Raw genomic sequence first — 26,909 nt, forward strand, 5'->3', positions numbered from 1 at the left:
GCGCCGTCGCCCGCTACTCCGGCGGCGTCGGCGTGCGGTCCTCGACGATCACGGTCCCCATCATACCGCCGCTCTCGTGGGGGATGCAGAAGTACTTGTACTCGCCGGGGATCTCGAACGTGTAGCTGAACTGCTCGCCGTTGCTCAGCGCCCCGCCGGCGCCGTTGGCCCACGCGTCGCGGGCGGCCTGCTCGCTCTCGTACTCGCCGGAGGCGAAGAAGGCGGCCCCGTCGGGTAGCGACGCCTCGTAGGCGGTGACGGTGTGGTCGCGGGTGCCCGTGTTCTCCCAGACGACCTCCTCGCCACGCGCGACGGTGATCGTCTGTGGGTCGAACGCGGTCGGGCGCATCCCCACGTCGAACTCGTTGTTCTCGCCCCGAGTCAGCCCGAGACAGCCCCCGAGACTCGCCGCGGCGGCGGTGCCCGCGGCGACGAGATATCGTCGGCGCTCCATGTCTCGGCGTAGGAACCCGAGCGATTTAGGCGGCGTGATTCTGGCACACCAGCCGGGGGCGATCAGGCCGCCCGGCGGCCGTCGGCCGGATGTAAACACGTAAACCGGGGCCGGTCGACGCACCGGACATGCGCTCGCGGTTCCTCGGCCGCCTCGGGCTAGCCGACGCCGTCACCGTCGGGAACGCCGCGCTGGGGTTTCTCGCGGTCGTCGCGGTGACCGTCGACATCGGGCTCGCGGCCCGGCTCGTGCTGCTCGGCGCCATCGCCGACGGCCTCGACGGCGTCGTCGCCCGGAAGTACGGCGGCACCGAGGCCGGCCCCTACCTCGACTCGCTCGCCGACGTTGCCACCTTCGGCGTCGCGCCCGCGTTCCTGGTCGCGGTGGTCTCCCTGCGGGAGTGGGGGACGCCGGCGTCGCTGCTCGCCGGCGGCGGCGTCGACGGCCTCCTCGCCCTGGCTGGCGTCGCCGTGCCTGCACTGTACGTCGCCGCCGCAGTCACGCGGCTCGGACTGTACACCGCCTACGACAGCGATAGCGACGAGACCGTCGGCGTCCCGACGACGCTCGCGGCGACCATCTTCGGCGCCATCGTGCTCACGGGCTACCGGACCAGCGAGACGGTGCTTGTGGGGTTTCACGACGCCGGGTTCCTGCTGGCGCTCGCAGCCGTGTTGACGCCGCTGATGCTCTGTGACGTGGTCTACCCCGACCTCCATGCGCAGGACGCGCTGGTGATGGGCGTCGTCCAGGCCGGCGCGATCCTGCTCCCCGGCCTCTACGGCCGGGGATTCGCCTTCGGCCTGCTCTACCTCGCGCTGGCGTATCTCGTGCTCGGGCCGGTGCTCTACTGGCGGCGCTGAGGGGGGACAGCACGCGCTCACACGCGGCGATGAACTCGGAGAGGTTCTGTGCGACCCCAGTGTCGAGCGTGATCACGACCCCCGACTGCTCCTCGAGTTGGAGGTGGATCATGACGGCCTCGTCGTGGATCGCCACCGACGCCCGGTGTGCTCCCATCCCGGGGTAGTCCTGCTCACGGACGAGCGGTTCGTGTCGGCGCGCGCGCTCGGCGAGGGTGGGGACCACCGCTTTGAGCTGGTCGGTCGCGATGTCGGAACGGACGTACAGCGGGGTCCAGTCGTCGCTGTCGTAACAGAAGGCCGCACGGAAGCTCTCCCCTGCCTGCGCTTTGACCAGCCGGACTAGCTGCTGGGCGGACGCGTTCACACTGGCGGTGGGCCTGTTAGCTACTTAATTATTCAGCTTCGGGCGAAAGCAGTCGCGGCCGGCAGCCGATCAGGCTTCGACGGCCGCGGCGTCGTCGGCCTCGAGCGCCTCGCGGGCCTTCTCGGCTTCGGCCTGCAGGGTGTACTCCTGGGCGTCCTCGTACTCGGCTGCGGCTTCGAGCGCCTCACGGGTGCCGATCTGGCGGAGCGCCCACGCCGCGGCGGTGCGGACGGTGCGCTCCTCGTCGTCGGCGACCGTGTCGGCCAGCGGCTCGATCGCTCGGGTGTCGCCGATCAGGCCGAGCGCGCGGGCGGCGAGCGGGCGCACGTTGTCGTCGTCCATCACCAGCTTGTTCGCGAGCGCCTGGGTCGCTTCCTCGCTGCCGATCTCGCCGAGCGCTTTGAACGTCACTTTCTGGAGCTGCGGGTCGGAGTCCTCGTCGACGTACTCGAGCAGCGTCTCGACGGCGTCCTCGGCGCCGGCGCCCATCTTCCCGAGCGCCTCGATCCCGGGCTTGTCACGCTTCTGGGCACGCGCGTGCATCTCCTCGAACGCGGCGGGGTCGCCCATCCGGGTCAGCGCTTCCATGCAGTGGCGCTCCATGAACTCCGACTCCAGCGCGTCGAGCGCGCGAAGCACCTGTTCGACGTTGCCCTGCTGTTCGTGCTCCTTCAGCGCGGCCCACTCGACGGGGTAGTCCTTGTAGTGGCCGAGCACGTCGTAGAACCCCTCCGCCTGGAGCTGTTCGTTGGTCTGGAGGTCGTCCCACTCCTCGGCGTCGTCCAGACCGCTCTCGAGTTCCTCGGTCGCTTCGACTAGCGCCGCCACGGCGTCGGCGTCCGCGTCGGGGTCGAGGTCGGCATCGTCGATCGCGTCGGCGACGGCGTCGAGGGCGCCGGCCAGCGCCTCGGGCTCCTCGTCGTCGGCGGCGGCGAACTCGGTGTCGAGCGCGTCGCCCGCGGCGTCGAGATACGCCGCGACGGCCTCGCGGATCGACGGCAGGCCGTTGGCGGTCCAGCGCGTGTCAGTGAGCTGGGTCTGGGCCGCCTCGATATCGTCGAGCACGTCCTCGGCGTAGGGGCCGCGCTTCTCCTCGATCCCCCGCGGAGCTCGTCGATCCGGTCCTGGATCGCCTCGGCCTCCTCGTCGTCCTCGGCGAAGTCGGCCGTCTCGAACGCGCCGGCAACGCGGTCGACCGTGGCCTCGACGTCGTCGAGGTCGGCCTCGGTCTCGGCGTCCTCGAGCGCCTCGCTGGCCTCCTCGAGGCGGGACTCCATCTCCTCGGTGGAGAGCTGAAGCGCCTCCTCCTCGGTCTCGGTCGGCTCCTCCTCGTCAGTCATACCTGTGACTGGGTTCGAAACTGATTAAGGCGTTTCCCTTCCGAACGCTACCGCTCCCGCCTCAGCGCGGGGTTGGTGACGGCGCCGTCGGCGGCGGAGCCGAACGCGGCGCCGTACTTCCCGAGGACGCCCCCGGTGAAGGCCTGCTCCGGGCGCTCTCGTTCGTCGAGCCGGTCCGCGATCTCGTCGTCGCCGAGTTCGACGGCCAGCGTGCGCTCGGGGATGTCGATAGTGACGTGGTCGCCGTCCTCGAGGGCCCCCAGCGGCCCGCCGACGTACGACTCCGGGGCGACGTGGCCGATCATCGGGCCCCGTGTCGCCCCCGAGAACCGGCCGTCGGTGACCATCGCCACGTCGTCCTCGTGGCCCTGCCCGACGACGGCGGCCGTGACGCCCAGCATCTCGCGCATCCCCGGGCCACCGCGTGGCCCCTCGTTACGGATCACGATCACGTCCCCGGAGGCGATACCGCCCTCCTGGACGTACTGCATCGCGTCCTCCTCGCTCTCGAACACGCGGGCCGGCCCCTCGTGGTGGAACTGGTCCTCGCCGGTGACTTTGAGCACGGCGCCGTCGGGCGCGAGGTTGCCCTGCAGGATCTTGATCGCGCCCTCCTCGTGGAACGGGTCGTCGACGGGTCGGAGGAAGTCGGTGCCGTCCAGCGTCTCGTCGGCGGGCAGATCGAGTTCGTCCAGTTCCTCGCTGACGGTGCGTCCGGTGACAGTCATCGCGTCGCCGTCGAACAGCCCCGCGTCGACCAACCGGCGGATCACGACCGGGACGCCGCCGGCGTCGTGGAGATCCTTCATCACCCGCGAGCCGCCGGGCTGGAGGTTGGCGATCTTCGGCGTGCGCCGACTGATCTCGTCGAAGTCGTCGATCGAGAGATCGATCCCGGCCTCGGCGGCCAGCGCGAGCAGGTGGAGCACGGCGTTCGTGGAGCCACCCATCGCGACCTGCACCGCGATCGCGTTCTCGAAGGACGCCCGCGAGAGGACGTCGGAGGGGCGACGGTCGTGTTCGACGGCGTCGAGCGCGAGTTCGCCCGCGCGCTCGGCGACGGCGGTTCGGCCCTCGCTCTCGGCCGGCGGCGACGCGCTCCCCAGTGGGGCGAGTCCCAGCGCCTCGCTGATGGAGGCCATCGTGTTCGCGGTGAACATGCCGCCACAGGAGCCGGCGCCCGGGCAGGCGTTGCGCTCCAGCTCGTCGAGCTCCGCCCGACTCATCTCGCCCTGTGCGTACGTCCCGACGCCCTCGAACACGTGCTGGACGGTCACGTCGCGCCCCTCGTGCTGCCCGGGGAGAATCGAGCCGCCGTAGAGAAACACGCTCGGGAGGTCCGTCCGGATCGCGGCCATCAGCATCCCGGGGAGGTTCTTGTCGCAGCCGGCGACGGTGACCAGCGCGTCGAGGCGCTCGCCGAACGCGACCAGTTCGACGGAGTCGGCGATCACCTCCCGCGAGATCAGCGACGCCCGCATCCCCTCGGTGCCCATCGAGATGGCGTCGGAGATGGTGATGGTACCGAACTCGACGGGCATGCCGCCGGCGTCGTCGACGCCGGCGATCGCGCCGTCGGCCACGTCGTCGAGGTGGACGTTACACGGCGTCACGTCCGCGGCGGGGTTGGCGACGCCGACCATCGGCGAGGCGAGGTCGTCGTCGTCGAACCCCATCGCGCGGAACATCGCGCGGTGTGGCGCGCGTTCGGGGCCCTCGGTCACTTCGCTGCTCCGCAGCGCCGGGGATTTCCCCCCGCTCGGAGGGTCGTTCTCCCCGGGTGTGTGCTGTCGACTCATACCGTCACCCACGCCCGGGGGCACTTAACTCCGTCCCGGGCGTGGGATCAATACCCACTCTAAGTGGGGTTCATCCCTATTAACCGTAATGGATACCTGCGACAGGTTTATGCCACGGCACGAAATAGCGTGGGACGCAATGTCTCACGATATCGAGGGAGCGTCGGAATCCCCGGCGGATCGAGTTCTCCCAGGGCACGCTGAGAACTGATCCCGAGTTCGCCACGGCTCGGATCTTCGACACCACTCTGCGAGACGGTGAACAGTCGCCCCGTACGTCGTTCTCCTACGAGGACAAACGCGAGATAGCCGCGGCGCTTTCCGCCGCCGGCGTCGACGTGATCGAGGCGGGCTTCCCCGTGAACTCCGACGCGGAGTTCGCGGCGGTCCGCGACATCGCCTCGGCGGCCGACACGACGGTCTGTGGGTTGGCTCGCGTCGTCGAGGACGACGTGGAGGCCGCGATCGACGCCGGCGTCGACATGGTCCACACGTTCGCGTCGACCAGCGACGTGCAGATCGAGGACTCGATGCACGCCAGCCGCGCGGCCGTGCTCGAGCGTTCGGTCGCGAGCGTCGAACGCGCCGCCGAATCCGGGGCGGAAGTGATGTTCTCCCCCATGGACGCCACGCGGACCGACCCCGACTACCTCTTCGACGTGGTCGAGGCGGTCTCGGCGGCCGGCGCCGACTGGATCAACGTCCCGGACACCTGCGGGGTCGCGACTCCCGACCGGTTCACGGCCCTGATCCGGGCGATCCGGGAGCACACGGACGCTCGGATCGACGTGCACACCCACGACGACTTCGGGCTCGCGAGCGCGAACGCGCTGGCGGGGTTCGAGGCCGGCGCGGACCAGGCGCAGGTCTCCGTCGGCGGCATCGGCGAGCGCGCCGGCAACGCCGCCTTCGAGCAGGTCGTCATGGCCGCCGAAAGCGTCTACGGCGCCGACACCGGGATCGACACGACCGCGATCACCGACCTCGCGCGTACGGTCGAAGCACACAGCGGCGTCGACCAGCCGCCCAACGCGCCGGTGATCGGCGACAACGCGTTCGCCCACGAGTCCGGCATCCACGCCGCGGGCGTCATCGAGAACGCGGCGACGTTCGAGCCCGGCGTGATGACCCCGGAGATGGTCGGTGCCGAGCGCGAACTCGTGTTGGGGAAACACACCGGTACCCACTCGGTCCGTGAGCGCCTGCACGAGGCGGGCTTCGACCCGACCGACGAGCAGGTGCGCGCGGTCACCCGCGAGGTGAAAGACCGCGGCGCCGACGGCGACGAGATCACCGACGACACGCTCGACGCCATCGCCGAGGCCCACGACGTGGACCGGGAACCCCAGCGGGTCACGGAGGGCGCGGCTCGATGATCACGACCGAGCGCGCGCCGCGACAGCCGCGGCGCCCCCGATCGTGTCACGCGCCACCATGCCGTGAAAAGAGTTATCACAGTCGCAATCCTCGGGTCGATTATGACGCGTCGACGCCACACTCGTTCGCTCGGCGTCAGCGTCTCGCTCATCATTGTAGGGGCTGCCTGACCCCTACACTACCCACTTCTGACCCGACCGTCGCATCACCCGACCAGCGAGCCTGCAGTCACCAGACACGATGAGCGAGCCAGCACCCGCCGCGGCCCGACCCGCCGAGGGGGAACCGGAGCCACGGCACGACGACGACCGAGCGGAACCGAGCGACGAACAGCCGGCCGACCACGACGAGCCGTCCACGGCGACGACCGGCGCCGACGCCGCGATCGCGGCGCTCGAGGCGGCGGGCGTCGAGTACGTCTTCGGCGTGCAGGGCGGCGCGATCATGCCCGTCTACGACGCGCTCGCGGAGGCCGACGCGGCGCCGACCCACGTCACGATGGCCCACGAGCAGGCGGCCGCCCACGCCGCCGACGCGTACGGGCAGGTGACGGGGACCCCGGGCGTCTGCATGGCCACCTCCGGTCCGGGCGCGACGAACCTCGTCACGGGGATCGCCGACGCCGACATGGACTCCGACCCTCTCGTCGCGCTGACGGGCCAGGTGCCGACAGCGTTCCTGGGCAACGACGCGTTCCAGGAGACCGACACCGTCGGCGTCACCCGGCCGATCACGAAGGAGAACTACGTCGCGGGCGAGGCCGACGCCGTCGGCCCTGCGGTCGGCGAGGCGGTCGAACTCGCCGGCGCCGGCCGTCCCGGGCCGACGCTGGTCGACCTGCCGAAGGACGCCAGCACGGCCGCGATGACGACCGACGCCGATCCCGCGGCCGGGCTCCCTGAGTACTACGAGGCGCCCGAGCGCGCCGACGGGGCCGCGGTCGACGCCGCGGCCGACGCGTTCGCCCGGGCGGAGCGCCCGCTCGTGCTCGCGGGCGGCGGCGTCGTGAAGGCGGCGGCCAGCGAGGAGCTCCGGGCGTTCGTCGAGCGCTTCGACGTGCCCGTGGTGACGACGATGCCGGGCCTCGGGCGGTGCCGGAGGACGACGAGCGCTGTCTCTCCTTTGCGGGCATGCACGGCACCGGCGCCGCGAACATGGCGATCTCACACACCGACTGCCTGTTCGCGATCGGGACGCGCTTCGACGACCGCCTCACGGGCGGCATCGAGACGTTCGCCCCGGAAGCCGAGGTGATCCACGCCGACATCGACGCCGCCGAGATCTCGAAGAACGTCGAGGCGGACTACCCGCTGGTCGGCGACGCCGCGGCGGTGGTCACCCAGGTCCACGACGCGATCGACGCGCGGTCGGAGACGGACGGCCACGCGGCGTGGCGCGAGCAGTGCCGCGAGTGGGAGGAGACCTACCCCATGACGTACGCGGCGCCTGACGACGAGCCGCTGAAGCCGCAGTTCGTCGTCGAGGCCGCCGATGCGGCGACGCCAGAGGACGCGATCGTCACCACCGGCGTCGGCCAGCACCAGATGTGGGCCGCCCAGTACTGGACGTACCGCGACCCGCGCTGCTGGGTCTCTAGCCACGGGCTGGGAACCATGGGCTACGGCCTGCCGGCCGCGATCGGTGCCAAGGTGGCCGCCCCGAGCGGGAGGTCGTCTGCTTCGAGGGCGACGGCTCGTTCATGATGACGCTGCAGGAGCTCTCGGTCGCCGCGCGGGAGAACCTGGACGTGACGGTGATCGTCCTCAACAACGAGGCGATCGGGATGGTCCGGCAGTGGCAGGACGCCTTCTTCGAGGGCCGCCACACCGCCTCGGAGTACGGTTGGATGCCCGAGTTCGAGGCGATCGCCGAGGCGTTCGGCGCGAAGGGGTTCACCCTCGAGCGCTACGACGCGGTGGCCGACACGCTCGAAGCGGCGTTCGCCCACGACGGCCCGTCGGTCGTCGACGCCCGGATCGACCCGGACGAGAACGTCTACCCGATGGTTCCGAGCGGCGGCGACAACAGCGGCTTCGCGCTCTCGGAGGCCCAGTTATGAGCCGGGAGCGCGCCGACGCTGAGTTCGCGACCCGCGACGCCAGCCGGGACGGCCTGACCGGGCCGGGACCGGACGATCGCGACCGGCCGCGCGGGCGACGCTCGTCGGAGGGCGTCCGGGTCGACCCCGAGGCCGAGGCCAGCCACCCGGAGCGACGAGCCACCATCTCGGCGCTGGTCAAACACGAACCCGGCGTGCTGGCGGAGGTCGCGGGGCTGGTGAGCCGCCGCCGGTTCGACATCGACTCGCTGACCGTTGGCCCGACGACCAACCCCGAGACCGCCCGGATGACGCTGACGATCGAGGAGCCGGAGCCGGGCGTCCGGCAGGTCGAGAAGCAGCTGGAGAAGCTGGTGCCGGTGATCTCGGTTCGCGAGCTGGGCCGGGATGCGGTCCGGCGCGAGCTGGCGGTGCTGAAAGTCCACGACGACCGGCCCGCCGCCGTCGAGTCGGTCGCCGAGATGTTCGACTGCCGAGTGCTCGACGCCGAGCCCGGGACGGTGACCGTCGAGGCGACGGGGAGCTCCGCGGAGATCGACCGGGCGATCGAGGCGTTCCAGCGCTTCAGCGTCCGGGAGCTGACTCGAACCGGGACTGCGGCGCTGGCCCGCGGGACCGAGTGGACCACCGACGCCGAGGAGGAGCGCTACGAACGACCGCGGATCGACGCGGCATCGAGCCACACAACGGCGCCGAAGGCGCCGACGACCGATGACTGAGAACACGATCTACCACGACGACGACGCGGCGCACAGCTACATCGAGGAGAAGACGGTCGCGGTGCTCGGCTACGGCAGCCAGGGCCACGCCCACGCCCAGAACCTCGCGGAGAGCGGGGTCGACGTTATCGTCGGCCTTCGCGAGGGGTCGGCCTCCCGCTCGGCGGCCCGCGAGGACGGGCTCACCGTCGCGACGCCGACCGAGGCCGCTGCCGCCGCCGACGTGGTGTCGATGCTCGTCCCGGACACCGTCCAGCCCGACGTGTACGCGGCGATCGAGTCGGAACTGGCGGCGGGGGATACGCTCCAGTTCGCCCACGGGTTCAACGTCCATTACGACCAGATCGAACCGCCCGAGGACGTGGACGTGACGATGGTCGCGCCGAAGGGGCCGGGCCACATCGTCCGCCGGCAGTACGCCGCCGGCGAGGGGACGCCCGGGCTGCTCGCGGTGTACCGCGACGCCACGGGCGAGGCCAGACAGGAGGCGCTGGCGTACGCCGACGCCATCGGCTGCACCCGAGCGGGCGTCATCGAGACCACGTTCCGCGAGGAGACCGAGACCGACCTGTTCGGCGAGCAGGCGGTGCTCTGTGGCGGCGTCACCGAGCTCGTGAAGGCGGGCTACGAGACGCTGACCGACGCCGGCTACAGCGAGGAGATGGCGTACTTCGAGTGTCTGAACGAGCTCAAACTCATCGTCGATCTGCTGTACGAGGGCGGGATGAGCGGGATGTGGGACTCCGTCTCGGACACCGCCGAGTACGGCGGGCTCACCCGCGGCGAGGTGGTCGTCGACGACCACACGCGCAAGCAGATGGAGACTGTCCTCGAGGACGTTCAGAACGGCGAGTTCGCCCGCGAGTGGATCGCCGAGAACCAGGCCGGCCGGCCGTCCTACGGCCAGCGCCGCCGCGCCGAGAAGGCCCACGACATCGAGGACGTGGGCGAGGAGCTCCGTGGCCTGTTCGCCTGGAGCGAGGAGTCGCACCGAGAGAAAGCCAACGCGCCCGCAGACGACTGACAATGCCACGACACACCGACAGCCGAGACACGACGACCCGAGACGAAACCGAGAGCCAGCAGACCGACGACCGGCCTCCCGCCGAGCACCAGACGATGGCCGGCGTGAGCCACACCAACCCCATGACCGGCGAGACGTTCGGCGACTCGCAGGTGTTCGAACGCGGGAAAGTCGCCGTCGTCGACGGCGGCGAAGCCGACGCCGAACCGGCCGACGAGGAGGAGGCGGAACCGATGGGTGACGTGGACCACACGCCGCGTCACGACGCCCCCGACGCCGCCCAGGTGTACGACCGCGGCGTCGAGCGGGCCGACGACGACGGGGCGGCCGAGGACGACTCGGAGCCGGACCCCGGGGCCGACGTATGAGCGAGGGGACGCTGTACGACGCGGTCTGGGACCGTCACCGCGTCCGACGGCTTCCCAGCGGCCAGGACCAACTGTTCGTCGGCCTCCACCTGATCCACGAGGTCACCAGCCCGCAAGCGTTCGGAATGCTGGCCGAGCGCGACCTCGAGATCGCCTACCCCGAGCGCACCCACGCGACCGTCGACCACATCGTCCCGACCGACGACCGGGCGCGCCCGTACGACGACGACGCTGCGGAGTCGATGATGGCCGAACTGGAGGCCAACGTCGCCGACGCCGGCCTGACGTTCGACCACCCCGACACCGGCCGGCAGGGGATCGTCCACGTCATCGGGCCGGAGCAGGGGCTGAGCCAGCCGGGGATGACCGTCGTCTGTGGCGACTCCCACACCGCGACCCACGGCGCCTTCGGCGCGCTGGCGTTCGGGATCGGCACTTCCCAGATCCGGGACGTGTTCGCCACCGGCACCGTCGCGATGGAGAAGCAGGCGGTCCGTCGGATCGAGGTCACGGGCGAACTCGGCGACGGCGTCACCGCGAAGGACCTGATCCTCACGATCATCGGCGAACTCGGCACCGACGGGGGGTCGGCTACGTGTACGAGTACGGCGGTCCGGCCGTCGAGTCGCTGTCGATGCCCGGCCGGATGACCCTCTGCAACATGTCGATCGAGGGCGGCGCCCGCGCGGGCTACGTCAACCCCGACGAGACCACTTACGACTGGCTCCGCGACACCGACGCGTTCGAGGACGACGCCGAGCAGTTTGCCGAGCGCAGGCAGTACTGGGAGTCGATCCGCTCGGGGGAGGACGCCACCTACGACGACGTCGTCACCATCGACGCCGACGCGATCGAGCCGACAGTGACGTGGGGGACGACGCCGGGCCACACTGTCGGCGTCTCCGAGCCCGTCCCGGCACCCGAGGATCTCCCGCCAGCTGACCGCGCGGTCGCCGAGCGCGCACAGGAGCACATGGGCGTCGAGCCGGGCGAGCCGATGGCCGGCTTCCCGGTCGACGTAGCCTTCCTGGGCTCCTGTACGAACGCGCGCCTGCCGGATTTACGCGCCGCCGCCGAGATCGTCGAGGGCCGCGAGGTCGCAGACGGCGTCCGGGGGCTCGTGGTCCCCGGCAGCCAGCGCGTGAAAGCCGCCGCCGAGCGCGAGGGCCTGGACGCGGTGTTCCACGACGGCGGCTTCGAGTGGCGCGACGCGGGCTGTTCGATGTGTCTCGGGATGAACGACGACCAACTCGAGGGCGACGAGGTCTGTGCCGCCTCCTCGAACCGGAACTTCGTCGGGCGCCAGGGCAGCGCCGACGGGCGGACGATCCTGATGAGCCCGGAGATGGTCGCCGCCGCCGCGGTGACTGGCGAAGTCACCGACGTGCGCAACCTGGCAGCGACCCCGGAGGTGGCGCGATGAGCGGCGCCGACGGCGAGGCCGCGAGTGACGGCGGCGTCGACGCCCCGGCCGTCGAGCGCGTCGTGGGGACGGGGGTCCCGGTCCGCGGGAACGACATCGACACCGACCAGATCATCCCCGCGCGGTTCTTGAAAGTGCTCACGTTCGACGGGCTCGGCGAGTTCGCGTTCTTCGACCAGCGTTACGAGACCACCGACCCCGACATGGCCATCGACGCCGAGCACGAGGTCGCCGAGAACCCCACGGACCACCCGTTCAACGACGAGTGCTTCCGGGACGCGACCGTGCTCGTGGTCAACGCCAACTTCGGCTGTGGCTCCTCGCGGGAGCACGCGCCGCAGGCGCTCCAGCGCTGGGGGATCGACGCGATCGTCGGCGAGTCGTTCGCGGAGATCTTCGCGGGCAACTGTCTCGCACTCGGGATCCCGACGGTCACCGCCGATCCCGAGGAAATCGAGGCGCTGCAGGACCACGTCGACGCCCACCCAGACACCGAAATCACCGTCGAGGTGGCCGACGAGGTGGTGCACTACGACGGCCACGAGATCGCCGCCAGCGTCGACCCGGCCCAGCGGCAGTCGCTCGTCGCCGGGGAGTGGGACAGGACCGCGCTGCTCGGTTCGAACTCCGAGCAGGTCGCCGAGACGGCCGCCTCGCTCCCGTACACGGACAAATGACCGAGGAGATCGCGGTCGTTCCGGGCGACGGGATCGGGCAGGAGGTCGTCCCCGCTGCAGTCCGGGTGCTGGAGGCGGTGGACCCGGGGTTCTCCTTCGTCGAGGCCGAGGCCGGCGACGCCGTCGCGGCGGCCCGCGGAACGCCGCTTCCGGAATCGACCGTCGAGACCGTCGAAGCCGCGGACGCGACGCTGTTCGGTGCCGCCGGCGAGACGGCAGCGGACGTGATCCTCCCGCTCCGGGAGGCGGTCGGCAGCTTCGCGAACGTCCGGCCGGCGCGGGCGTATCCGGGCGTCGACGCGCTCCGGCCCGAGACCGATCTGGTGTTCGTCCGGGAGAACACCGAGGGCGTCTACGCGGGCCACGAGAGCGACCTCGGGGAGGGCGTGACGACGCTCACCCGGGTCGTCACCGAGTCCGCCTCGCGGCGGATCGCCGAGTTCGGGTTCGCGTACGCCGCCGAGCGCGGCGCCGACGTGACCGTCGCGCACAAGGCGAACGTGATGCGGACAACCGACGGGCAGTTCCTCCACGCCGTCGACGCCGTCGCCAGCGAGCAGGGCGCGACGTACGACACCGAACTGCTGGACGCGATGGCGACGAAACTCCTGCTCGATCCGAGCCAGTACGACGTGATCGTCTGTCCGAACCTCGCGGGCGACGTGCTCTCCGACCTCGCGGCGGGGCTGGTCGGGGGACTGGGCCTCCTGCCCTCCGGCAACGTCGGCGCCGAGAACGGCCTGTTCGAGCCGGTCCACGGCACCGCGCCGGATATTGCCGGCGAGGGCGTCGCGAACCCCTCGGCGGCGATCCTGAGCGCGGCGATGCTGCTCTCCCACCTGTGCCACGACGGCGAGGCAGCGCGCGTCCGCTCGGCGGTCGAGGCCGTGCTGGAAGACGGGCCGAGAACGCCGGACCTCGGCGGCTCGGCGACGACCGACGCGGTCGCCGGCGCCGTCATCGACCGGCTCTAGCGGTCGGGCTCTGCGAACAGCTCCAGCTTCTTCACCCGCGTCGACAGCGTCAGGAACGTGGCGGTGAGCGTGAGTACGACTGCGCCCGCGGCCGCGAGCAGGTGGATCTCCGAGGGGTGCGTGAGGAACCCGTCGGCGCCGACGATCTGGCCCGGGATCAGGGTGTGATGCGGCGTGCCAACCACCGGGACGAAGTAGTCGACAAGGTCGTTCAGGCCGTACCACAGCACCGCGACGGCGACGGCCCGGACCGGGAAGTCCGAGATCCGGTGGAGCACGAACGCCTGCAGCACCATCGCGAGGTGGCTGAACAGGAGGAAGAGGTACATCGGGAGCGGGTTGACTGCCCGGAACCCATCCGCGAACACGAGTAGGACGTACGGCGTCCAGAGGCCGAGCTTCCAGCAGCCGAAAAAGGCGAGTGCGTTCAGGTACTCGCTGTTCCGTCCGAGCGCCCACGCGCCGAACGCGAGCGCGATGAACAGCGTCGCCACCGGGCTGTCGGGGACGAGCGGCCACATGAGCGCTGGCTCCGCGGCGAGTTGCCCCACGATCAGCGGGTCCGAGAGCGGCAGCGGGTGGACGCCGTAGTACCAGAAGCCGAAGGCGGTGCCGACGAGGTTGATCGCGACGACGAGCCACACCGCTTGCAGCCCGAGATCCTCGACGGCCTGCGGGACGGGGGCGAGCCAGCGCGGGAGCGCGTCGCGGTCGGGCAGGCGCGAGCGGGGGAGTAGGCCCGGGAGCGTCATGGATGCTCGACTGGCCGGGGACGGCAAAGGGCTGCCGGTGCCGGTGCGCCGTGACGGCCGCGCCCCGGGGGCAACTCCCGGCCGAACGGGCCGAAGCCACCCCCCTTAAGTCCCGTCCGCCGTAAGGGAACGTATGGACGAAGTAGACGACATCGAGGAGCTCAAACGGGGAACCGACCTCGTGAAGCGGGGGTTCGCGAAGATGCAGAAAGGCGGCGTCATCATGGACGTGGTCAACCGCGAGCAGGCCCGGATCGCCGAGGACGCCGGCGCCGTCGCGGTGATGCATCTCGAAGCCGTCCCGGCGGACATCCGCAAGCGCGGCGGCGTCGCCCGGATGGCCAACCCCGCCGACATCGGCGAGATCACCGACGAGGTCTCGATCCCGGTGATGGGGAAGGTCCGGATCGGCCACCGGAAGGAGGCCGAGATCATGGAGGCCGCGGGCGCGGACATGGTCGACGAGAGCGAGGTGCTCACTCCCGCCGAGGAGAAGTACCATATCGACAAGCGCGACTTCACCGCACCATTCGTCTGCGGCGCGCGCAACCTCGGCGAGGCGCTCCGGCGCATCGACGAGGGCGCGGCGATGATCCGCACCAAGGGCGAGGCCGGCACCGGCGACGTGAACCAGGCGGTTCACCACCAGCGCAACATCAAGAGCGCGATCCGCAAGCTGGAGGGGATGACCCACGAGGAGCGCGAGATGTGGGCCCGCGAGAACGAGGCGCCCCGCGATCTGGTCCACGAGACCGCCGACCTCGGCCGCCTGCCGGTCGTCAACTTCGCGGCCGGCGGGATCGCGACGCCCGCCGACGCCGCGCTGATGATGTACCACGGCTGTGACGGCATCTTCGTCGGCTCGGGGATCTTCGGCGCGGAGAACCCCGAGGCGATGGGCAGCGCGATCGTCGAGGCCGTCAACAACTGGGACGACCCCGAGGCGCTGTTCGAGATCGCCGCCGACGCGGGCAGCGGCATGCGCGGCGACGCCAACGTCGACCTCCCCGAGGAGGAGAAGCTGCAGGGCCGCGGGAACTGAGCGGCGAGATACTTTTTTCCGGCGGCAGTCCGACCGCGCCGCTATGACGTGGCTCGCCGGCGGCGCAAGCCCGCCCGCCTACTGCCCCCGCTGTGGCGCCGAACTCCCGACGGTCGTCGCCGATCCCGACTTCGACGACGGCAACGATCCCGCCGCTGCGGCGCACGTGATCGACCGCGACGCTGGACACAGTGCGAACGTTTCGAAATTTCCAGACACTCTCGAGTGTTCAGACTGTGGCGCAACCCCACGCCGGGCGCCAGTTCCGAGTGCCCGCGTCGCGGTGATCCGGCGAGAGCCGGGGGTGCCGCCGGGCCGGCGGTTCTCCTCGTACAGATGCGATCCGGGGACGCACCGGGGGCGTGGGTCCTCCCGGGTGGGCACGTCGAGGCAGGCGAGTCGCTCCCGACGGCCGCTGTACGGGAGCTACAGGAGGAGACGGGGCTGTCGGCCCCGAAGGAGGGCCTCCGCACGGTAGGGACTGGAGTAGTTCGATACGACTCCGGCGCGCTGGCTGTCGGCGTGAACTTCACGATCAGTTACGCCGCCACGACGGGGGCCGTCACGGCCGCCGACGACGCCGCCGCGGCCCGCTTCTGGACGCCGGCGGAGATCCGATCCGGTGGGGGTGATGCGTTCCTCCGATTCTCCGGGCGGGAGCAGCTGCTCGACGCGATGGAGAACCACTGAGCGGTAGAAGCCGGCTGCGTGCCGGCCTCAGAGCTCGACGCCCGGCGGGATGAGGCTCCGTTCGCGGAGGAACTCGCCGTCGGCGTCGTAGACGAGGAACGTGTCTTTTTCGTACTCGACCATCTCCTCCCCGTCGATGGAGACGATCACGCGGTAGCCGTCGGCCTCCTTGGCCTCGGTGTACGCTCGCGCGGCCTCGATGAACGCCAGCACGTCCTCGGCCTGTTCGTTGAGTTCGAGGACGTACTCCCCGGTCACGCGGTTCGTGACGGCGACGACGCCCGGCACGGGCTCGCCGGCGTCGAGCTCCTCCTGGAGGCGGAACGCGACGTCGACGTCCTCGCCGGCGAGCAGCTCGCCGTCGGTGTCACTGAGGCGCTCCCGAAGGTTCTCACCGGGCCCGCTGAAGTCGATCTCGACCAGCGGCTGGGCGGGCTCGGCACCCTCCGCCGCCCAGTCGACGTTCGTCACGTCAAGTTCGAAGTAGTCGCGCCTCATTCGATAGCGGAACGTTAGCGATGGGTACCTAAAACCGTGACGCCCGTGGGTGTCGAAGTAGACAATTTCCAGCCCCGTTGGCGGACCGATCAGGAACTGGCGCAGTGGCGCCGAAGGCGGACGCCGGTGTGCGTACAGTTTTAAGGCCGCCCCACCGGTAGGTGACGTAACCACCGTATGTCGGGGGATCGCATCGACGGGTCGGAGACCGATACGACGCTCTCAGGACTCAAACGCCGGATCAGCCGCACGCTTGAGCTACTTCGCGGCGCCGAGCTCGAGACCCGGCCGTTTCGCCCCGGCGAGGACGGGCCGCTGGCGTCGTTCGACGTGCCGGAGGGCCACGAAGAGGTCGACCGCTACTGGGTGAACGCCCCGTACGCCTACGTGGTGATCACCCACGACCCGGCAGCGAGCGAACACCAGTACCACGCCGTCGAGCCGACGCTGGACGAGTTCGAGCGCCTGGTGCTCCAACGGGTCGTTGAGGACATCCGCGACCCGCTCCTCTACCGGTCGGCCGACACCGACGCCGACAGGGAACTCCTGGGCGAGGAGCTATCCACCCTGCTCGAACAGTACGGCGTCGACGCCGACATGGCGACGTTCCACTCCCTGCTGTACTACCTGATGCGTGACTTCCGGCGCTACGGGAAGGTCGATCCGCTGTTGAACGACAGCCACATCGAGGACATCTCGTGTGACGGCTACGACCTCCCGATCTTCGTCTACCACGACGAGTACACCGACATCGAGACGAACATCTCCTTCGAGGCGAACGCGCTGGACAACTACGTCATCCGTCTGGCCCAGCAGTCCGGCCGCCACATCTCCGTCGGCGACCCCATCGTCGAGACGACGCTGCCAGACGGCTCCCGGGCGGAACTGGCGCTGGGCGAAGAGGTCACCCCCCGGGGGTCGGCGTTCACCATCCGTCAGTACGCCGAGGAGCCGTTCACGCCGATCGACCTGATCGACTACGACACGTTCACCATCAGCGAGATGGCGTACTTCTGGCTCTGTATCGAGCACAACAAGTCGCTCATCTTCGCCGGCGGGACGGCCTCGGGGAAGACCACGTCGATGAACGCGGTGTCGATGTTCATCCCGCCGCGAGCGAAGGTGCTCACCATCGAGGACACTCGCGAGCTCTCGCTGTACCACGACAACTGGCTCTCCTCCATCACGCGCGAGCGGCTGGACGAGGGGACCGACATCGACATGTACGACCTGCTGCGCTCGGCGCTGCGACACCGGCCGGAGTACATCATCGTCGGCGAGGTGCGCGGGGCGGAGGCAGTCACGCTGTTCCAGGCGATGAACACCGGCCACACGACGTTCTCGACGATGCACGCCGACTCCATCGAGACCGTGATCAACCGACTCGAGAACGAACCGATCAACGTCCCCCGCGCGATGGTCCAGAGCCTCGACATGATCTCGATCCAGGTGCTCACCCGGAAGGGGAGGAGCGCGTCCGCCGCGCGAAAACCGTCGGCGAGATCGGCGGCATCGACCAGCGGACGGGCGAACTGGACTACTCCGCGGCGTTCCAGTGGGACGCCGAGACGGACTCGGTTCGACGCCGGGACTCCGCGCTGCTCGAAGAGATCCAGGACGAACGGGGGTGGAGCCGGGCGGAGCTGCTCCAGGAGATCCGCGACCGTGAGCGGTTCCTCGAGTTCCTCCAGAAGCGCCGTATCACCGACTACCGAGCGTTCACGGCGCTGGTCAACGAGTACTACGCCCACCCCGACCGCGTGATGGACCGGGTCGAACGAGCCGACGTGGAGCTCTCGGCGGGGACGGGCTCGCCGACACGGTGGAGTGAGATGCTCTGGGCGCTCCCCCTCGTCGTCGCCATCATCCTCCTGGTCCCGGTCGCGGCCGAACGCGTGTTTCGCCCCGCGAAACTGTTGCTCACTCGCGTCTCCATCTCGCTGTTCGGTGACTACGTCGCCGACGAGAGCCCGCGCAAGCGCGATCAGCAGTCCCGGCTTCGGGCGGCCCACGTCCAGACGACCCATCGCGTTTACGCCTCGCGAACGCTGCTGTACAGTCTCCTGCTGGGGGTCAGCGGCAGCATCATCGGCGTCTACGGCGCCGCCGCGCTGCTCTGGACGCTCCGGATCAGCGGCGACACGGTGCGGGCCGCGCTCCCGGCCGCACTCGGGTTCCTGGCAGATCTGACCCACGTCACCGAACTCGGACTCACGGACCTGTTCGTCCTCATGTTCGTCTCCAGTGCGACCGTGGGGACGGCGCTGGCGCTCGGGACGTACTACCTGCGGTGGGCGATACTCGACGAGCGCGCCAGGGAGCGCGCCAGCGAGATCGAGGCGACGCTCCCGCGAACGATCGCCTTCGTCTACGCGCTCTCGCGATCGGGGATGGCGTTCCCCCGATCCTGGATACGTTGACCCGGAACCGTGACGTGTACGGCGAGGCGGCAGTGGAGATCGGCGTCGCCGTCCGCGACATGAACACGTTCGGAACCGACGTGTTGACCGCCCTGGACGGGATGGCCGACCGCACGCCCAGCGACAACCTCGACGAGTTCGGCGAGAACCTCGCCTCCGTGCTCGGCTCGGGGCAGTCGCTTTCGAACTTCCTCAAGGGGCAGTACGAGCGCTATCAGGAGGAGGCCGAGGCCCAACAGCGCCAGTACCTCGATCTGCTGTCGACGTTCGCCGAGGCGTACGTGACAGTGCTCGTCGCCGGCCCGCTGTTCTTGATCACGATCCTCGTCGTGGTCGGCCTCGTCCTGCAGGACACGCTCGATCTCCTCCGAGTGGTGGTGTATCTCGGCATTCCGCTCGCCAGCCTGGGGTTCATCGCGTACATCGACAGCTCGACCAAAACGGTCAGCAGCACGCTCGGGGACATGCGGTCTGAGGTCCCGCCGGTCCAGGTCAGCGGCATCACCGACGTGGAGACGACGGCTGCACTCACCGACGGCGGCACCGTCGCCGACGGCTGGCGCGAGAGCCGCGAGCGACTCGAACTGTACGAGACGTACGAGTCGGTGCTGGGCTGGCTGCGCAGCCCCGGCCGGACCGTGCTCCGCAACCCGGAGTACAGCTTCGCGGTTACGGTCCCGATCGGCCTCTGGTGGGTGGCGATCCGGTCGGGCTCGCTCCCGCTTGCGCCGGTGGCGGCCCTCCGGACGGTCGACAGCCCGTTCGTCGAGGCGACGCTGTTCGTCACGGGCGTGTTCGCCATCCTGTACGAGATCGACAAACGCCGCGTACGGGCGATCGAGCGGGTAATCCCCGACTTCCTCGATCGCTTCGCCAGCATCAACGAAGCCGGGGTGAGCGTCGTCCAGAGCATGGAGCGGCTCACGCAGTCCGATCTCGATGCGCTGACCCCCGAGCTCGAGCGGGCCTGGGAGGACGTGCGCTGGGGCGCCGACGTGCGGGCGGCGTTCCGCCGGATGGAGCGCCGGATCGACTCGCCGATGATGACGCGAGCGACGGTGCTGATCACCAACGCGATGGCCGCAAGCGGAGAGATCGCACCCGTCCTAGAGATCGCCGCCGAGGAGGCCCGGTCGAGTCGCCGGCTCCAGCGCGAACGCCGCCAGGAGATGGTGACGTACATGCTGGTCATCTACATCTCCTTTTTCGTGTTCATCGGGATCGTGTTCGCGCTCTCGACGTCGTTCATCCCGGCGATCGAGAGTGCGGATCTGGGCGGGGGCAGCGGTGGCCTCCCCAGCGGGGTCTCGACCGGGGTGTTCAGCGGCCTCGGCACCGTCGACACCGCCGCCTACACGCTGCTGTTCTACCACGCCGCCGTCATGCAGGCGACCTTCTCGGGGCTGATCGCCGGCCAACTCGGTGAGGGGTCCCTCGCCGACGGCGCGAAACACGTCGTGATCCTGCTCACGATGACCGTCATCGCGTTCGCCTTCCTCTAACGATGCCCGAGGAGAGCTCTCACGCCGGCCGGACGTACGACCGCATCGCCGGCCACTTCTCACAGACCCGCGAGTACCCCTGGCCCGAGATCGAGTCGTTCCTCGCGGGTCGCGCCGGCGCGGTCGGCCTCGATCTCGGCTGCGGCAACGGCCGCCACGCGGAGGTGTTGGCCGACCACGCCGACCGCGTCGTCGGCGTCGACGCCAGCACGGGGCTGCTCGCGGAGGCCGCCGACCGCGCCGCCGAGCGGGGGTTCGAGGCCGAGCTCGTCGCCGGCGACGCGGCATCGATCCCGCTGGGGGCCGACGCCGTCGATCTCGCGGTGTACGTCGCCACGCTCCACCACCTGCGACCGCGGGCGCGCCGACTCGCGAGCCTCGACGAACTGGCTCGGGTGCTCGCGCCGGGCGGGCGGGCGCTCGTGAGCGCGTGGAGCACCGCTCACGACCGGTTCGTCGACGAGGAGACGGGCGGCTCGGGGCTGGACACGGAGATCAACTGGACGCTCCCGGGCGGCGAGACCGTCGGGCGGTTCTACCACGTCTACGACCCCGCGGAGTTCGAGGCGGACCTCGAAGAGAGTGACCTGCGCCTCCTCGAGTGGGAGCTCTCGAGCGGGAACTGTTACGCCGTGGTCGGCCCGCCGGAGTGAGCCAGCGCGCCGGCCAGCCACCGCCGTCGCGCTTTTCCCCGGCTCGCACCTACCGGGGGTAGATGGACGTCGCAATCGTCACCGTCGGCGACGAACTGCTCACCGGCGACACCGAGAACACCAACGCCACCTGGCTCTGTGCGCGCCTCGACGACCGTGGCGTCACAGTCGAACGCGTGACGACCGTGCCGGACCGCGTCGGCGACATCGCCCGCGTCGTCAACGAGTACCACGCCGAGTACGACGCCGTGCTCGTCACCGGCGGGCTCGGCCCGACCCACGACGACGTGACGATGGCGGGCGTCGCCGCCGCCTTCGGGCGCGAGGTGGAACGCAGCGACGAGGCCGTCGACTGGCTCCGGGAGGAGGGGGGCTACGCCAGCGAGGACCTCGTGACCGGCACCGCCGAGCTCCCGGCCGGCTCGCGGCCGCTACACAACACCGAGGGCGTGGCCCCGGGTGCGGTCGTCGAGTCCTGTTACGTGCTCCCGGGCGTGCCCGCAGAGATGAAGGCGATGTTCGCGACCGTCGCCGACGAGTTCGACGGCGAATCGACGTACATCGAGCGCGTCGAGGCCGCCGAGCCCGAGAGTGCGCTGCTCGATCGGCTCAGCGAGGTACAGGACCGATTCGACGTGACGGTCGGCTCCTACCCCGGGGAGACGGTGACGCTGAAGGTCACCGCGACCGATCCGGAGGAGGCAAAACGCGCAGCCGGGTGGCTGGCCGACCACGTCGACCAACTCGACGAGAACGCGGCGTAGTTAGCGGTAGAACGCGAGCGTCCACGCGACCGTCACCACGATCCCCAGCACGAGCGCGACGGCGCCGGTCAGCGCCGGATCGAGCGACACGCCTTCGACTGCCGTAGCCTGAAGCATACGCCTGGCTTCGTCGGTCCGGCGCTTAGCTCTGGTGGTCTCGGGCGTCGACCCCCGGGACGCGGCCGTGCCCGTCGCCGCCTTCGCGGCCGTTTTCCCGCTCCCGGCCGAAGCGCCTCCATGCACGTTGGCTTCGTCCTGAACCCGATCGCGGGCATGGGTGGCCGCGTCGGGCTGAAAGGCACCGACGGGAAGGTGGCTGCGGCCCGCGCCCGCGGCGCGGAACCGCGCGCCCCCCAGCGCGCCCAGCGCGCGCTCGACGAACTCCGGGAGCGCCTGCCGGACGCCGAAATCTCGACCTGGGGCGATCCGATGGGCGAGCAAGAGGTCCGCGCGGCCGGGTACGAGCCGACCGTTCTCGGTCAGCCGGCCGGCGAGGAGACAGACTCCGAAGACACCCGCGAGGCCGTCGAGGCGTTCGTCGACGCCGGCGTCGACCTCGTCCTCTTCGTCGGCGGCGACGGCACCGCGGCCGACGTGGCCGAGACGCTCGAGGGGACCGACACGCCGATGCTGGGGATCCCGGCGGGCGTGAAGGTCTACTCCTCGGTGTTCGCGGTCTCGCCGGAGGACGCCGCCTACATCGTCGCCTCCTACGAGCGAACGGAGCGACGCGAGGTGATGGACATCGACGAGGACGAGTACCGCGAGGGCGAGGTGAACCCCGAACTCCGCGCGGTCGCGCGAGTCCCGGTGGGCGAGCAGATGCAGTCCTCGAAGCAGTTGGGCGGAGGAACCGTCGAGGCGCTCGCCGAGGGCGTCGCCGACGACATCCGGGCCGAACCGGGGAAGACGTACGTTCTCGGCCCCGGCTCCACAGTCGGGACCATCAAGGACGAACTCGGCTTCGAGGCCTCGCCCATCGGCGTCGACGTGTGGCGCGACGGCGAGGTGCTCGTCAGCGACGCGAGCGAGGGGGAGATCCTGGACGCGCTGGGCGAGGACAACGTCATCGTCGTCTCGCCGATCGGCGGTCAGGGGTTCGTGTTCGGTCGCGGGAACCCCCAACTGTCGCCCGACGTGATCCGGCAGTGTGACGTGACGATCGTCGCCTCCCGGGCCAAACTTGACGGCGTAAGCGTGCTGCGGGCGGATACGGACGACCCGGACCTCGACGAGGAGCTGCAGGGCTGGTGGAAAGTCCGCGTCGGGAAGTTCGAGACGCGGATGATGAAGCTCGTCTGAGGGTTCGATACTGGTTTATCGCTGACTCGACTACCGGCGCCCGATGACGAACGCCTCGCTGCGGCGGTGGTGGCCGTGACCCGCCACACCGTCACGACCCTCCTGACAGTCGCGCTGCTCGTCGTCGCCGGCTGTAGCGCGCCCTCCGCGACCCCGAGTCAGCGACGGCGTCACCCACACAGGGATCGACGGAAGCGCCGGAGGCCACGCAAACACTGACGCCAGCGGGTGAGGTCGCGGTGTACGGCGATCTCCCGGTGAACGCGACGCTGGTCTGGCAGCGCGTGGAGTCGATACTCGGCGGCGAGTACGACCCGCCGGCGGTCTCGGTCCGAGACGGAGCGCTGGAGCCACAGACGGACGATTTCGCTGCCCACCTCGGCCTCGGCGACGGTGTCGAGACGTTCGACGCTGACCGTGTTCGCGCGAGCTACTCCCAGCGGACGGGCCGGGTCCGTATCTCGCCGGGGAACGGCTCGGTCGCGCAGGTGACCCGTATCCTCGCCCACGAGTACGTCCACGTGGTCCAGTTCCGGCGCGTCGACGGGAACCGGACGGTGTTCCTCGACCGTGTCTCCGACCGAGAGTCGTTCGGGATCCAGCGCGCCCTGATCGAGGGCAGCGCAGTCTACCTCGAGGACGCCTACACGCGGCAGTTCTTGGGTTTCTCGGCGATCGAGCGGCGCTGTGGGGAGTACCGAAACGGCACGCACTACGAGCGGTACGCCGGCCAAGCGTACTGCTTCGGCGGGCAGTACTTCGCGGCGCAGTTGGACTCCCCGGGCGAGGCCTTCTCGCCGAACACGAGGCTCCCGAACACGACCGAACAGCTGCTCCACCCCGGAACGACGGAGCCGCCGGCGAACCTCACCGTCGTCGACGAGACGCCGACCGACTGGTACACGCCCGCCTCGTTCGCCCGCCGTGGCGAACTGTTCGCCCGGACGGTGCTCGGCACCGAACTCCCCGAGGACCGCGCGGCTGAGGCGGCGGCAGGCTGGGGGAACGACCGGCTCGTGGCCGTCACGGGTGACACCGAGGGCTACGTCTGGGTGCTCCGCTGGGACACCGATGCCGACGCGCGGGAGTTCGAGCGTGCGTTCGCGGACTACCTCGACGCCCGCGGGAACCGAACCGCCGAGGGCTGGCGCGTCGACGGCGAGTACTACCGACTCGCGACCGTCGACGACCGCACGGTCGCCGTCGTCACGGGGAACGAGACGTTCGTCGACGCGGTCTCGGTCGGCGGGGCGGGCGAGAAGGTGGCTGTCGCCGCTGCGTGAGGCGAGTCAGGCGCCGTCGAGATCCGTCGCGAAGATATAGATCGCCTCGGGATCACCGAACGACTCTCGGACCGCGTCGAGGTGTGCGGCGTCTCCGTCTCCGGGATCGACGTAGAGTTTCCGCGTGTCACCCTCGACGCGCTCGTCCATCACCTCGAACCCGGTCTCCGGTTGCGGCCCGTCGACATCGAACCGGACCAGCACGCTCTCTGGTTCGTAGCCGTTCTCGCCGTAGAAATCGTCGACGTAGCCGCCCGCGGAGCCGAGTGTCACGCGCTCGAAGCCGGCGCCGGCGGCGCGCTCCTCGAAGGCGTCGAGCAGGGCCGAGCCGATCCCCTGCCGGCGGTGGGATTCGACGACGGAGAGGCCGGCCAGTTCGACCTCGTTCGCGGCGTGGGGGCGCCCGAGTGCGTGGCCCACGAGTTCGCCGTCGTCGTACGCGCCGACGAGCAGGTCGGAGTGCTCGTCGTGCCACTCGCGGACGGTTTCGAGGGATTCGTCGCGGTCCACGTAGCGGTTGTGGAGCCGGCGGACCGCGGGGAGGTCGGACCTCTCGACGGTCCGTATCTCGACCATGTTCGTGATACCGCGAAGCGGCGGAAAAAGTCGGTGGCCCCTACACAGCCACGGCGTTCGCTCTGAAAGGGGCGACACCGAGGTCGCCATCGGTCGCGCGCCGTGGCTGGCTTAGAACAGCGCTTCGCTCTCGTCGAGCAGTTCTGCGGGCCCCCCGACCTCCCAGACCTGCGTCTCGACGCCCGTCTCGGCTACCTTCTCCTCGACAACGTCGGCGTAGTCGGCGGTCGTGTTCACGTACACCGACGCGCCGGTGTCCGTCGAGAAGTAGACGGGGACGCCCGTCTCCCGGAGCTCCCGCACGGCGTTGAACACGGCGATAGTCTCGGGCTTCCAGTACACCCAGCCCGACGGGCCGGTCATCGTCGTCGCCGTCAGCGACAGCGAGTCGTGCTCGGCGGTGCCGAAGATCCGGTGGAAGTCGCCCTCCCGCAGCGCGTCGCGCATCTCGACCAACTGGTCCTGGACGTGCGCCAGGCGTGCGTCGAACATGTGGCTCGCCTCTGCCTCCGTGTGCGCTTCCTCGGTCTCCTTGTAGGCGGGGACGAGCGCGGTGACGATCCGGAGGTCCTCCTCGGGGTCGAACCCGTCCTCGCCCGTCCCGGTGGCGAGGCGGTGAGAGCGACAGTCCTCGTCGTTCAGGCCGGCCGAGAGGTCGGAGAAGGCGCCCGTAACCGCACGAGCGGCCGACGAAGATCCCCGGCGGGCGATGGTCGAGATCTCCGGTCGGGTGAGGTCCATCCCCGCGGCCTCGCTGGCGGCCATCGCCAGCGCCGCGAAGCCGGAGGAGGAGGAACCGAAGCCGACGTTCGAGGGGAAGGAGTTCTCACTCTCGACTCGGGCCGCGTGGTCGATGCCCGCGAGCGCGCGAACGTGATCAAGCACGTGGCGGATGCGCTCGGCGCCGCGGCCGTCGACGCCCTCGCCGTCGATGATGTACGTGTCGTCGCCGGCGTCGGGCAGGAACTCGACGGTGGTGGTGGTGTTCGACGGCGCCGTACAGACGCTGATCGAGTCGTGGTAGGGGAGCCGAAGCTCCTCGTCGCGCATCCCGTGGTACTTCACGAGCCCCTGGATGGGGTGGGCCCGCGCGGTGGCTTTGAGCGACATCTCTGGGCGCAAATGCTCGGCGCCCCGGGTTAGACGTGTCGGTGCCAGTCGGGCCGCCGCCGGCTTCATTATCGCCCCGGCGGGAGAGGCTCCATGGTCGACCCCCTCGTCGTCGGCGGCGTCGTCGGTACAGTCGCGCTGCTCGCCTGTAGCGCCTTCTTCTCCAGTTCCGAAACGGCGATCTTCTCGCTCCCCTCGGCCGCCGAAACGACCGGCGACGACGACCCCGGGAGCGGACGCTAACCGCGCTCCGCGAGGATCCCCACCGGCTGCTCGTGACGCTGCTGGTCGGGAACAACGTGGTCAACGTCGCGATCTCGAGCATCGTCACCGTGCTGGTCGCCCGCTCGCTCGATCCCGGCCCTGCGGTCGTCGCCGCCACGATACTCACGAGCATGTTGGTCCTCGTTTTCGGCGAGATCGTCCCGAAAGCGTACGGGTTGGGCAACGCCGCGGAGTGGTCGCTCCGGGTCGCCCCCGTGATCGCTGTCGTCGAGCGGGGGCTCTCGCCGGTGATCACCGTCTTCGACTGGGTGACCAGCGCGATTACGGAGTGGATCGAAGGCGAGCCCGATATCGAGCGCCCGTACGTTGACTGAGTCCGTTACGAGCCAGGGGAGGGGCGCTTAGAAGAGGCCGACGTTGAGTGCCAGCGGCCAGTCGACGCCGCCGAGGGCGAGGAACGCAAGCGAGCCACCGAGCAGCGCGGCGTTCTTGAGGAAGTGGGTCATCTCGCCCTGTGTGTCCTCGGCGTTCCAGAAGTCGTGCATCAGCGGCGTCGCGACGACTGCCGGCGCGGTCGTCGGCGCCCTGCTTGCGCCCATCGTCGAAGATCGATCGTTGGGCGCCACAAACGCCGTTGGGCTCCTGCTC

At 70.0% G+C, this 26,909-nt stretch carries 20 protein-coding genes and 7 pseudogenes; 18 read left to right on the top strand and 9 right to left on the bottom strand.

The window, feature by feature from the left end:
* Positions 1–13 precede the first annotated feature (13 nt).
* Entirely contained in the window at positions 14–454 is a 441-nt protein-coding gene (locus tag SY89_RS08180) for a cupredoxin domain-containing protein (protein WP_054583843.1), read from the bottom strand.
* 128 nt (positions 455–582) lie between these two features.
* Here SY89_RS08180 and SY89_RS08185 point away from each other — a divergent pair, with 128 nt between their 5' ends.
* Positions 583–1,317, top strand: coding sequence for a protein sorting system archaetidylserine synthase (locus SY89_RS08185; RefSeq protein ID WP_054583844.1), 735 nt, complete (start codon positions 583–585; stop codon positions 1,315–1,317).
* A gap of 19 nt (positions 1,318–1,336) precedes the next feature.
* On the opposite strand, the pseudogene SY89_RS19845 reads toward SY89_RS08185, so the two are convergent.
* The 3 genes and pseudogenes from SY89_RS19845 to ilvD all read right to left on the bottom strand — a co-directional run.
* Positions 1,337–1,684 (bottom strand): annotated as a pseudogene (locus SY89_RS19845) (hypothetical protein); the annotation flags it as partial.
* A 69-nt stretch (positions 1,685–1,753) separates the two neighbouring features.
* Positions 1,754–3,024, bottom strand: a pseudogene (locus tag SY89_RS08195) (HEAT repeat domain-containing protein).
* Positions 3,025–3,071: 47 nt separating this feature from the next.
* Positions 3,072–4,823, bottom strand: a complete 1,752-nt coding sequence (gene ilvD, locus SY89_RS08200) for a dihydroxy-acid dehydratase (protein ID WP_054583846.1) — start codon at positions 4,821–4,823, stop codon at positions 3,072–3,074.
* Positions 4,824–4,972: 149 nt separating this feature from the next.
* Between ilvD and SY89_RS08205 the strand changes: the two genes are divergently transcribed.
* From SY89_RS08205 to SY89_RS08240, 8 genes and pseudogenes are all read left to right on the top strand, one after another.
* Entirely contained in the window at positions 4,973–6,199 is a 1,227-nt protein-coding gene (locus tag SY89_RS08205) for a LeuA family protein (protein WP_080506640.1), read from the top strand.
* A 241-nt stretch (positions 6,200–6,440) separates the two neighbouring features.
* Positions 6,441–8,259, top strand: a pseudogene (gene ilvB, locus SY89_RS08210) (biosynthetic-type acetolactate synthase large subunit).
* A complete protein-coding gene (gene ilvN / locus SY89_RS08215; RefSeq protein WP_054583848.1) occupies positions 8,256–8,978 on the top strand; it encodes an acetolactate synthase small subunit in 723 nt (240 codons plus the stop codon). Before ilvB ends, ilvN begins: the two are co-directional and overlap by 4 nt.
* Entirely contained in the window at positions 8,971–10,002 is a 1,032-nt protein-coding gene (gene ilvC, locus SY89_RS08220; protein ID WP_054583849.1) for a ketol-acid reductoisomerase, read from the top strand. The genes ilvN and ilvC overlap by 8 nt, the downstream gene beginning before the upstream one ends.
* Before the next feature lie 2 nt (positions 10,003–10,004).
* Positions 10,005–10,370: a hypothetical protein gene (locus tag SY89_RS08225; RefSeq protein WP_080506641.1), complete on the top strand. Its 366-nt coding sequence runs from the start codon at positions 10,005–10,007 to the stop codon at positions 10,368–10,370.
* Positions 10,367–11,793 (top strand): annotated as a pseudogene (leuC, locus tag SY89_RS08230) (3-isopropylmalate dehydratase large subunit). Before SY89_RS08225 ends, leuC begins: the two are co-directional and overlap by 4 nt.
* Positions 11,790–12,470: a 3-isopropylmalate dehydratase small subunit gene (locus SY89_RS08235; RefSeq protein WP_054583850.1), complete on the top strand. Its 681-nt coding sequence runs from the start codon at positions 11,790–11,792 to the stop codon at positions 12,468–12,470. Before leuC ends, SY89_RS08235 begins: the two are co-directional and overlap by 4 nt.
* The gene (locus SY89_RS08240) at positions 12,467–13,444 is read left to right on the top strand and encodes an isocitrate/isopropylmalate dehydrogenase family protein (RefSeq protein WP_054583851.1); all 978 of its coding nucleotides are present in this window, start codon (positions 12,467–12,469) and stop codon (positions 13,442–13,444) included. Before SY89_RS08235 ends, SY89_RS08240 begins: the two co-directional genes overlap by 4 nt.
* Here SY89_RS08240 and SY89_RS08245 read toward each other — a convergent pair.
* Positions 13,441–14,196 (bottom strand): DUF1405 domain-containing protein, encoded by a 756-nt coding sequence (locus SY89_RS08245; RefSeq protein WP_054583852.1) that lies wholly within the window; start codon positions 14,194–14,196, stop codon positions 13,441–13,443. The genes SY89_RS08240 and SY89_RS08245 overlap by 4 nt on opposite strands.
* A 133-nt stretch (positions 14,197–14,329) precedes the next feature.
* On the opposite strand from SY89_RS08245, the gene pdxS reads away from it, so the two are divergent.
* Both pdxS and SY89_RS19405 read left to right on the top strand, forming a co-directional pair.
* The gene (gene pdxS / locus SY89_RS08250; RefSeq protein WP_054583853.1) at positions 14,330–15,238 is read left to right on the top strand and encodes a pyridoxal 5'-phosphate synthase lyase subunit PdxS; all 909 of its coding nucleotides are present in this window, start codon (positions 14,330–14,332) and stop codon (positions 15,236–15,238) included.
* Positions 15,239–15,463: 225 nt separating this feature from the next.
* Complete coding sequence (locus SY89_RS19405; RefSeq protein WP_342764358.1) at positions 15,464–15,928, top strand: NUDIX hydrolase; 465 nt, start codon at positions 15,464–15,466, stop codon at positions 15,926–15,928.
* Positions 15,929–15,955: 27 nt separating this feature from the next.
* Here SY89_RS19405 and SY89_RS08260 read toward each other — a convergent pair whose 3' ends face one another.
* Positions 15,956–16,426 (bottom strand): DUF5793 family protein, encoded by a 471-nt coding sequence (locus SY89_RS08260; RefSeq protein WP_054583855.1) that lies wholly within the window; start codon positions 16,424–16,426, stop codon positions 15,956–15,958.
* A 177-nt stretch (positions 16,427–16,603) separates the two neighbouring features.
* Here SY89_RS08260 and SY89_RS08265 point away from each other — a divergent pair.
* The 6 genes and pseudogenes from SY89_RS08265 to SY89_RS08290 form a co-directional block, all read left to right on the top strand.
* Positions 16,604–18,204, top strand: a pseudogene (locus SY89_RS08265) (type II/IV secretion system ATPase subunit); the annotation flags it as partial.
* A 54-nt stretch (positions 18,205–18,258) separates the two neighbouring features.
* Positions 18,259–20,348 (top strand): annotated as a pseudogene (locus tag SY89_RS08270) (type II secretion system F family protein).
* A 2-nt stretch (positions 20,349–20,350) separates the two neighbouring features.
* Entirely contained in the window at positions 20,351–21,001 is a 651-nt protein-coding gene (locus SY89_RS08275; protein ID WP_054583856.1) for a class I SAM-dependent methyltransferase, read from the top strand.
* Positions 21,002–21,063: 62 nt separating this feature from the next.
* A complete protein-coding gene (locus tag SY89_RS08280; protein WP_054583857.1) occupies positions 21,064–21,765 on the top strand; it encodes a competence/damage-inducible protein A in 702 nt (233 codons plus the stop codon).
* Positions 21,766–22,002: 237 nt separating this feature from the next.
* On the top strand, positions 22,003–23,067 hold the full coding sequence (locus SY89_RS08285; RefSeq protein WP_054583858.1) for an ATP-NAD kinase family protein: 1,065 nt from the start codon (positions 22,003–22,005) through the stop codon (positions 23,065–23,067).
* A 239-nt stretch (positions 23,068–23,306) separates the two neighbouring features.
* Positions 23,307–24,350 carry a hypothetical protein gene (locus SY89_RS08290; RefSeq protein WP_054583859.1) on the top strand — a complete coding sequence of 348 codons (1,044 nt, stop codon included), beginning with the start codon at positions 23,307–23,309 and terminating at the stop codon, positions 24,348–24,350.
* A 6-nt stretch (positions 24,351–24,356) separates the two neighbouring features.
* Here the strand turns inward: SY89_RS08290 and SY89_RS08295 are convergent, their stop codons facing one another.
* Positions 24,357–24,926, bottom strand: coding sequence for a GNAT family N-acetyltransferase (locus tag SY89_RS08295; RefSeq protein ID WP_054583860.1), 570 nt, complete (start codon positions 24,924–24,926; stop codon positions 24,357–24,359).
* Between the two features lie 111 nt (positions 24,927–25,037).
* Complete coding sequence (gene mvaD, locus SY89_RS08300; RefSeq protein WP_054583861.1) at positions 25,038–26,036, bottom strand: phosphomevalonate decarboxylase MvaD; 999 nt, start codon at positions 26,034–26,036, stop codon at positions 25,038–25,040.
* Between the two features lie 93 nt (positions 26,037–26,129).
* Between mvaD and SY89_RS08305 the strand changes: the two are divergent.
* A pseudogene (locus tag SY89_RS08305) lies at positions 26,130–26,635 on the top strand (DUF21 domain-containing protein).
* 27 nt (positions 26,636–26,662) lie between these two features.
* Here SY89_RS08305 and SY89_RS08310 read toward each other — a convergent pair.
* Positions 26,663–26,860 (bottom strand): hypothetical protein, encoded by a 198-nt coding sequence (locus SY89_RS08310; protein ID WP_054583862.1) that lies wholly within the window; start codon positions 26,858–26,860, stop codon positions 26,663–26,665.
* Positions 26,861–26,909 lie beyond the last annotated feature (49 nt).

It is taken from the genome of Halolamina pelagica (assembly GCF_001307315.1).
In the GTDB taxonomy this organism is placed as follows: Archaea; Halobacteriota; Halobacteria; order Halobacteriales; family Haloferacaceae; genus Halolamina; species Halolamina pelagica_B.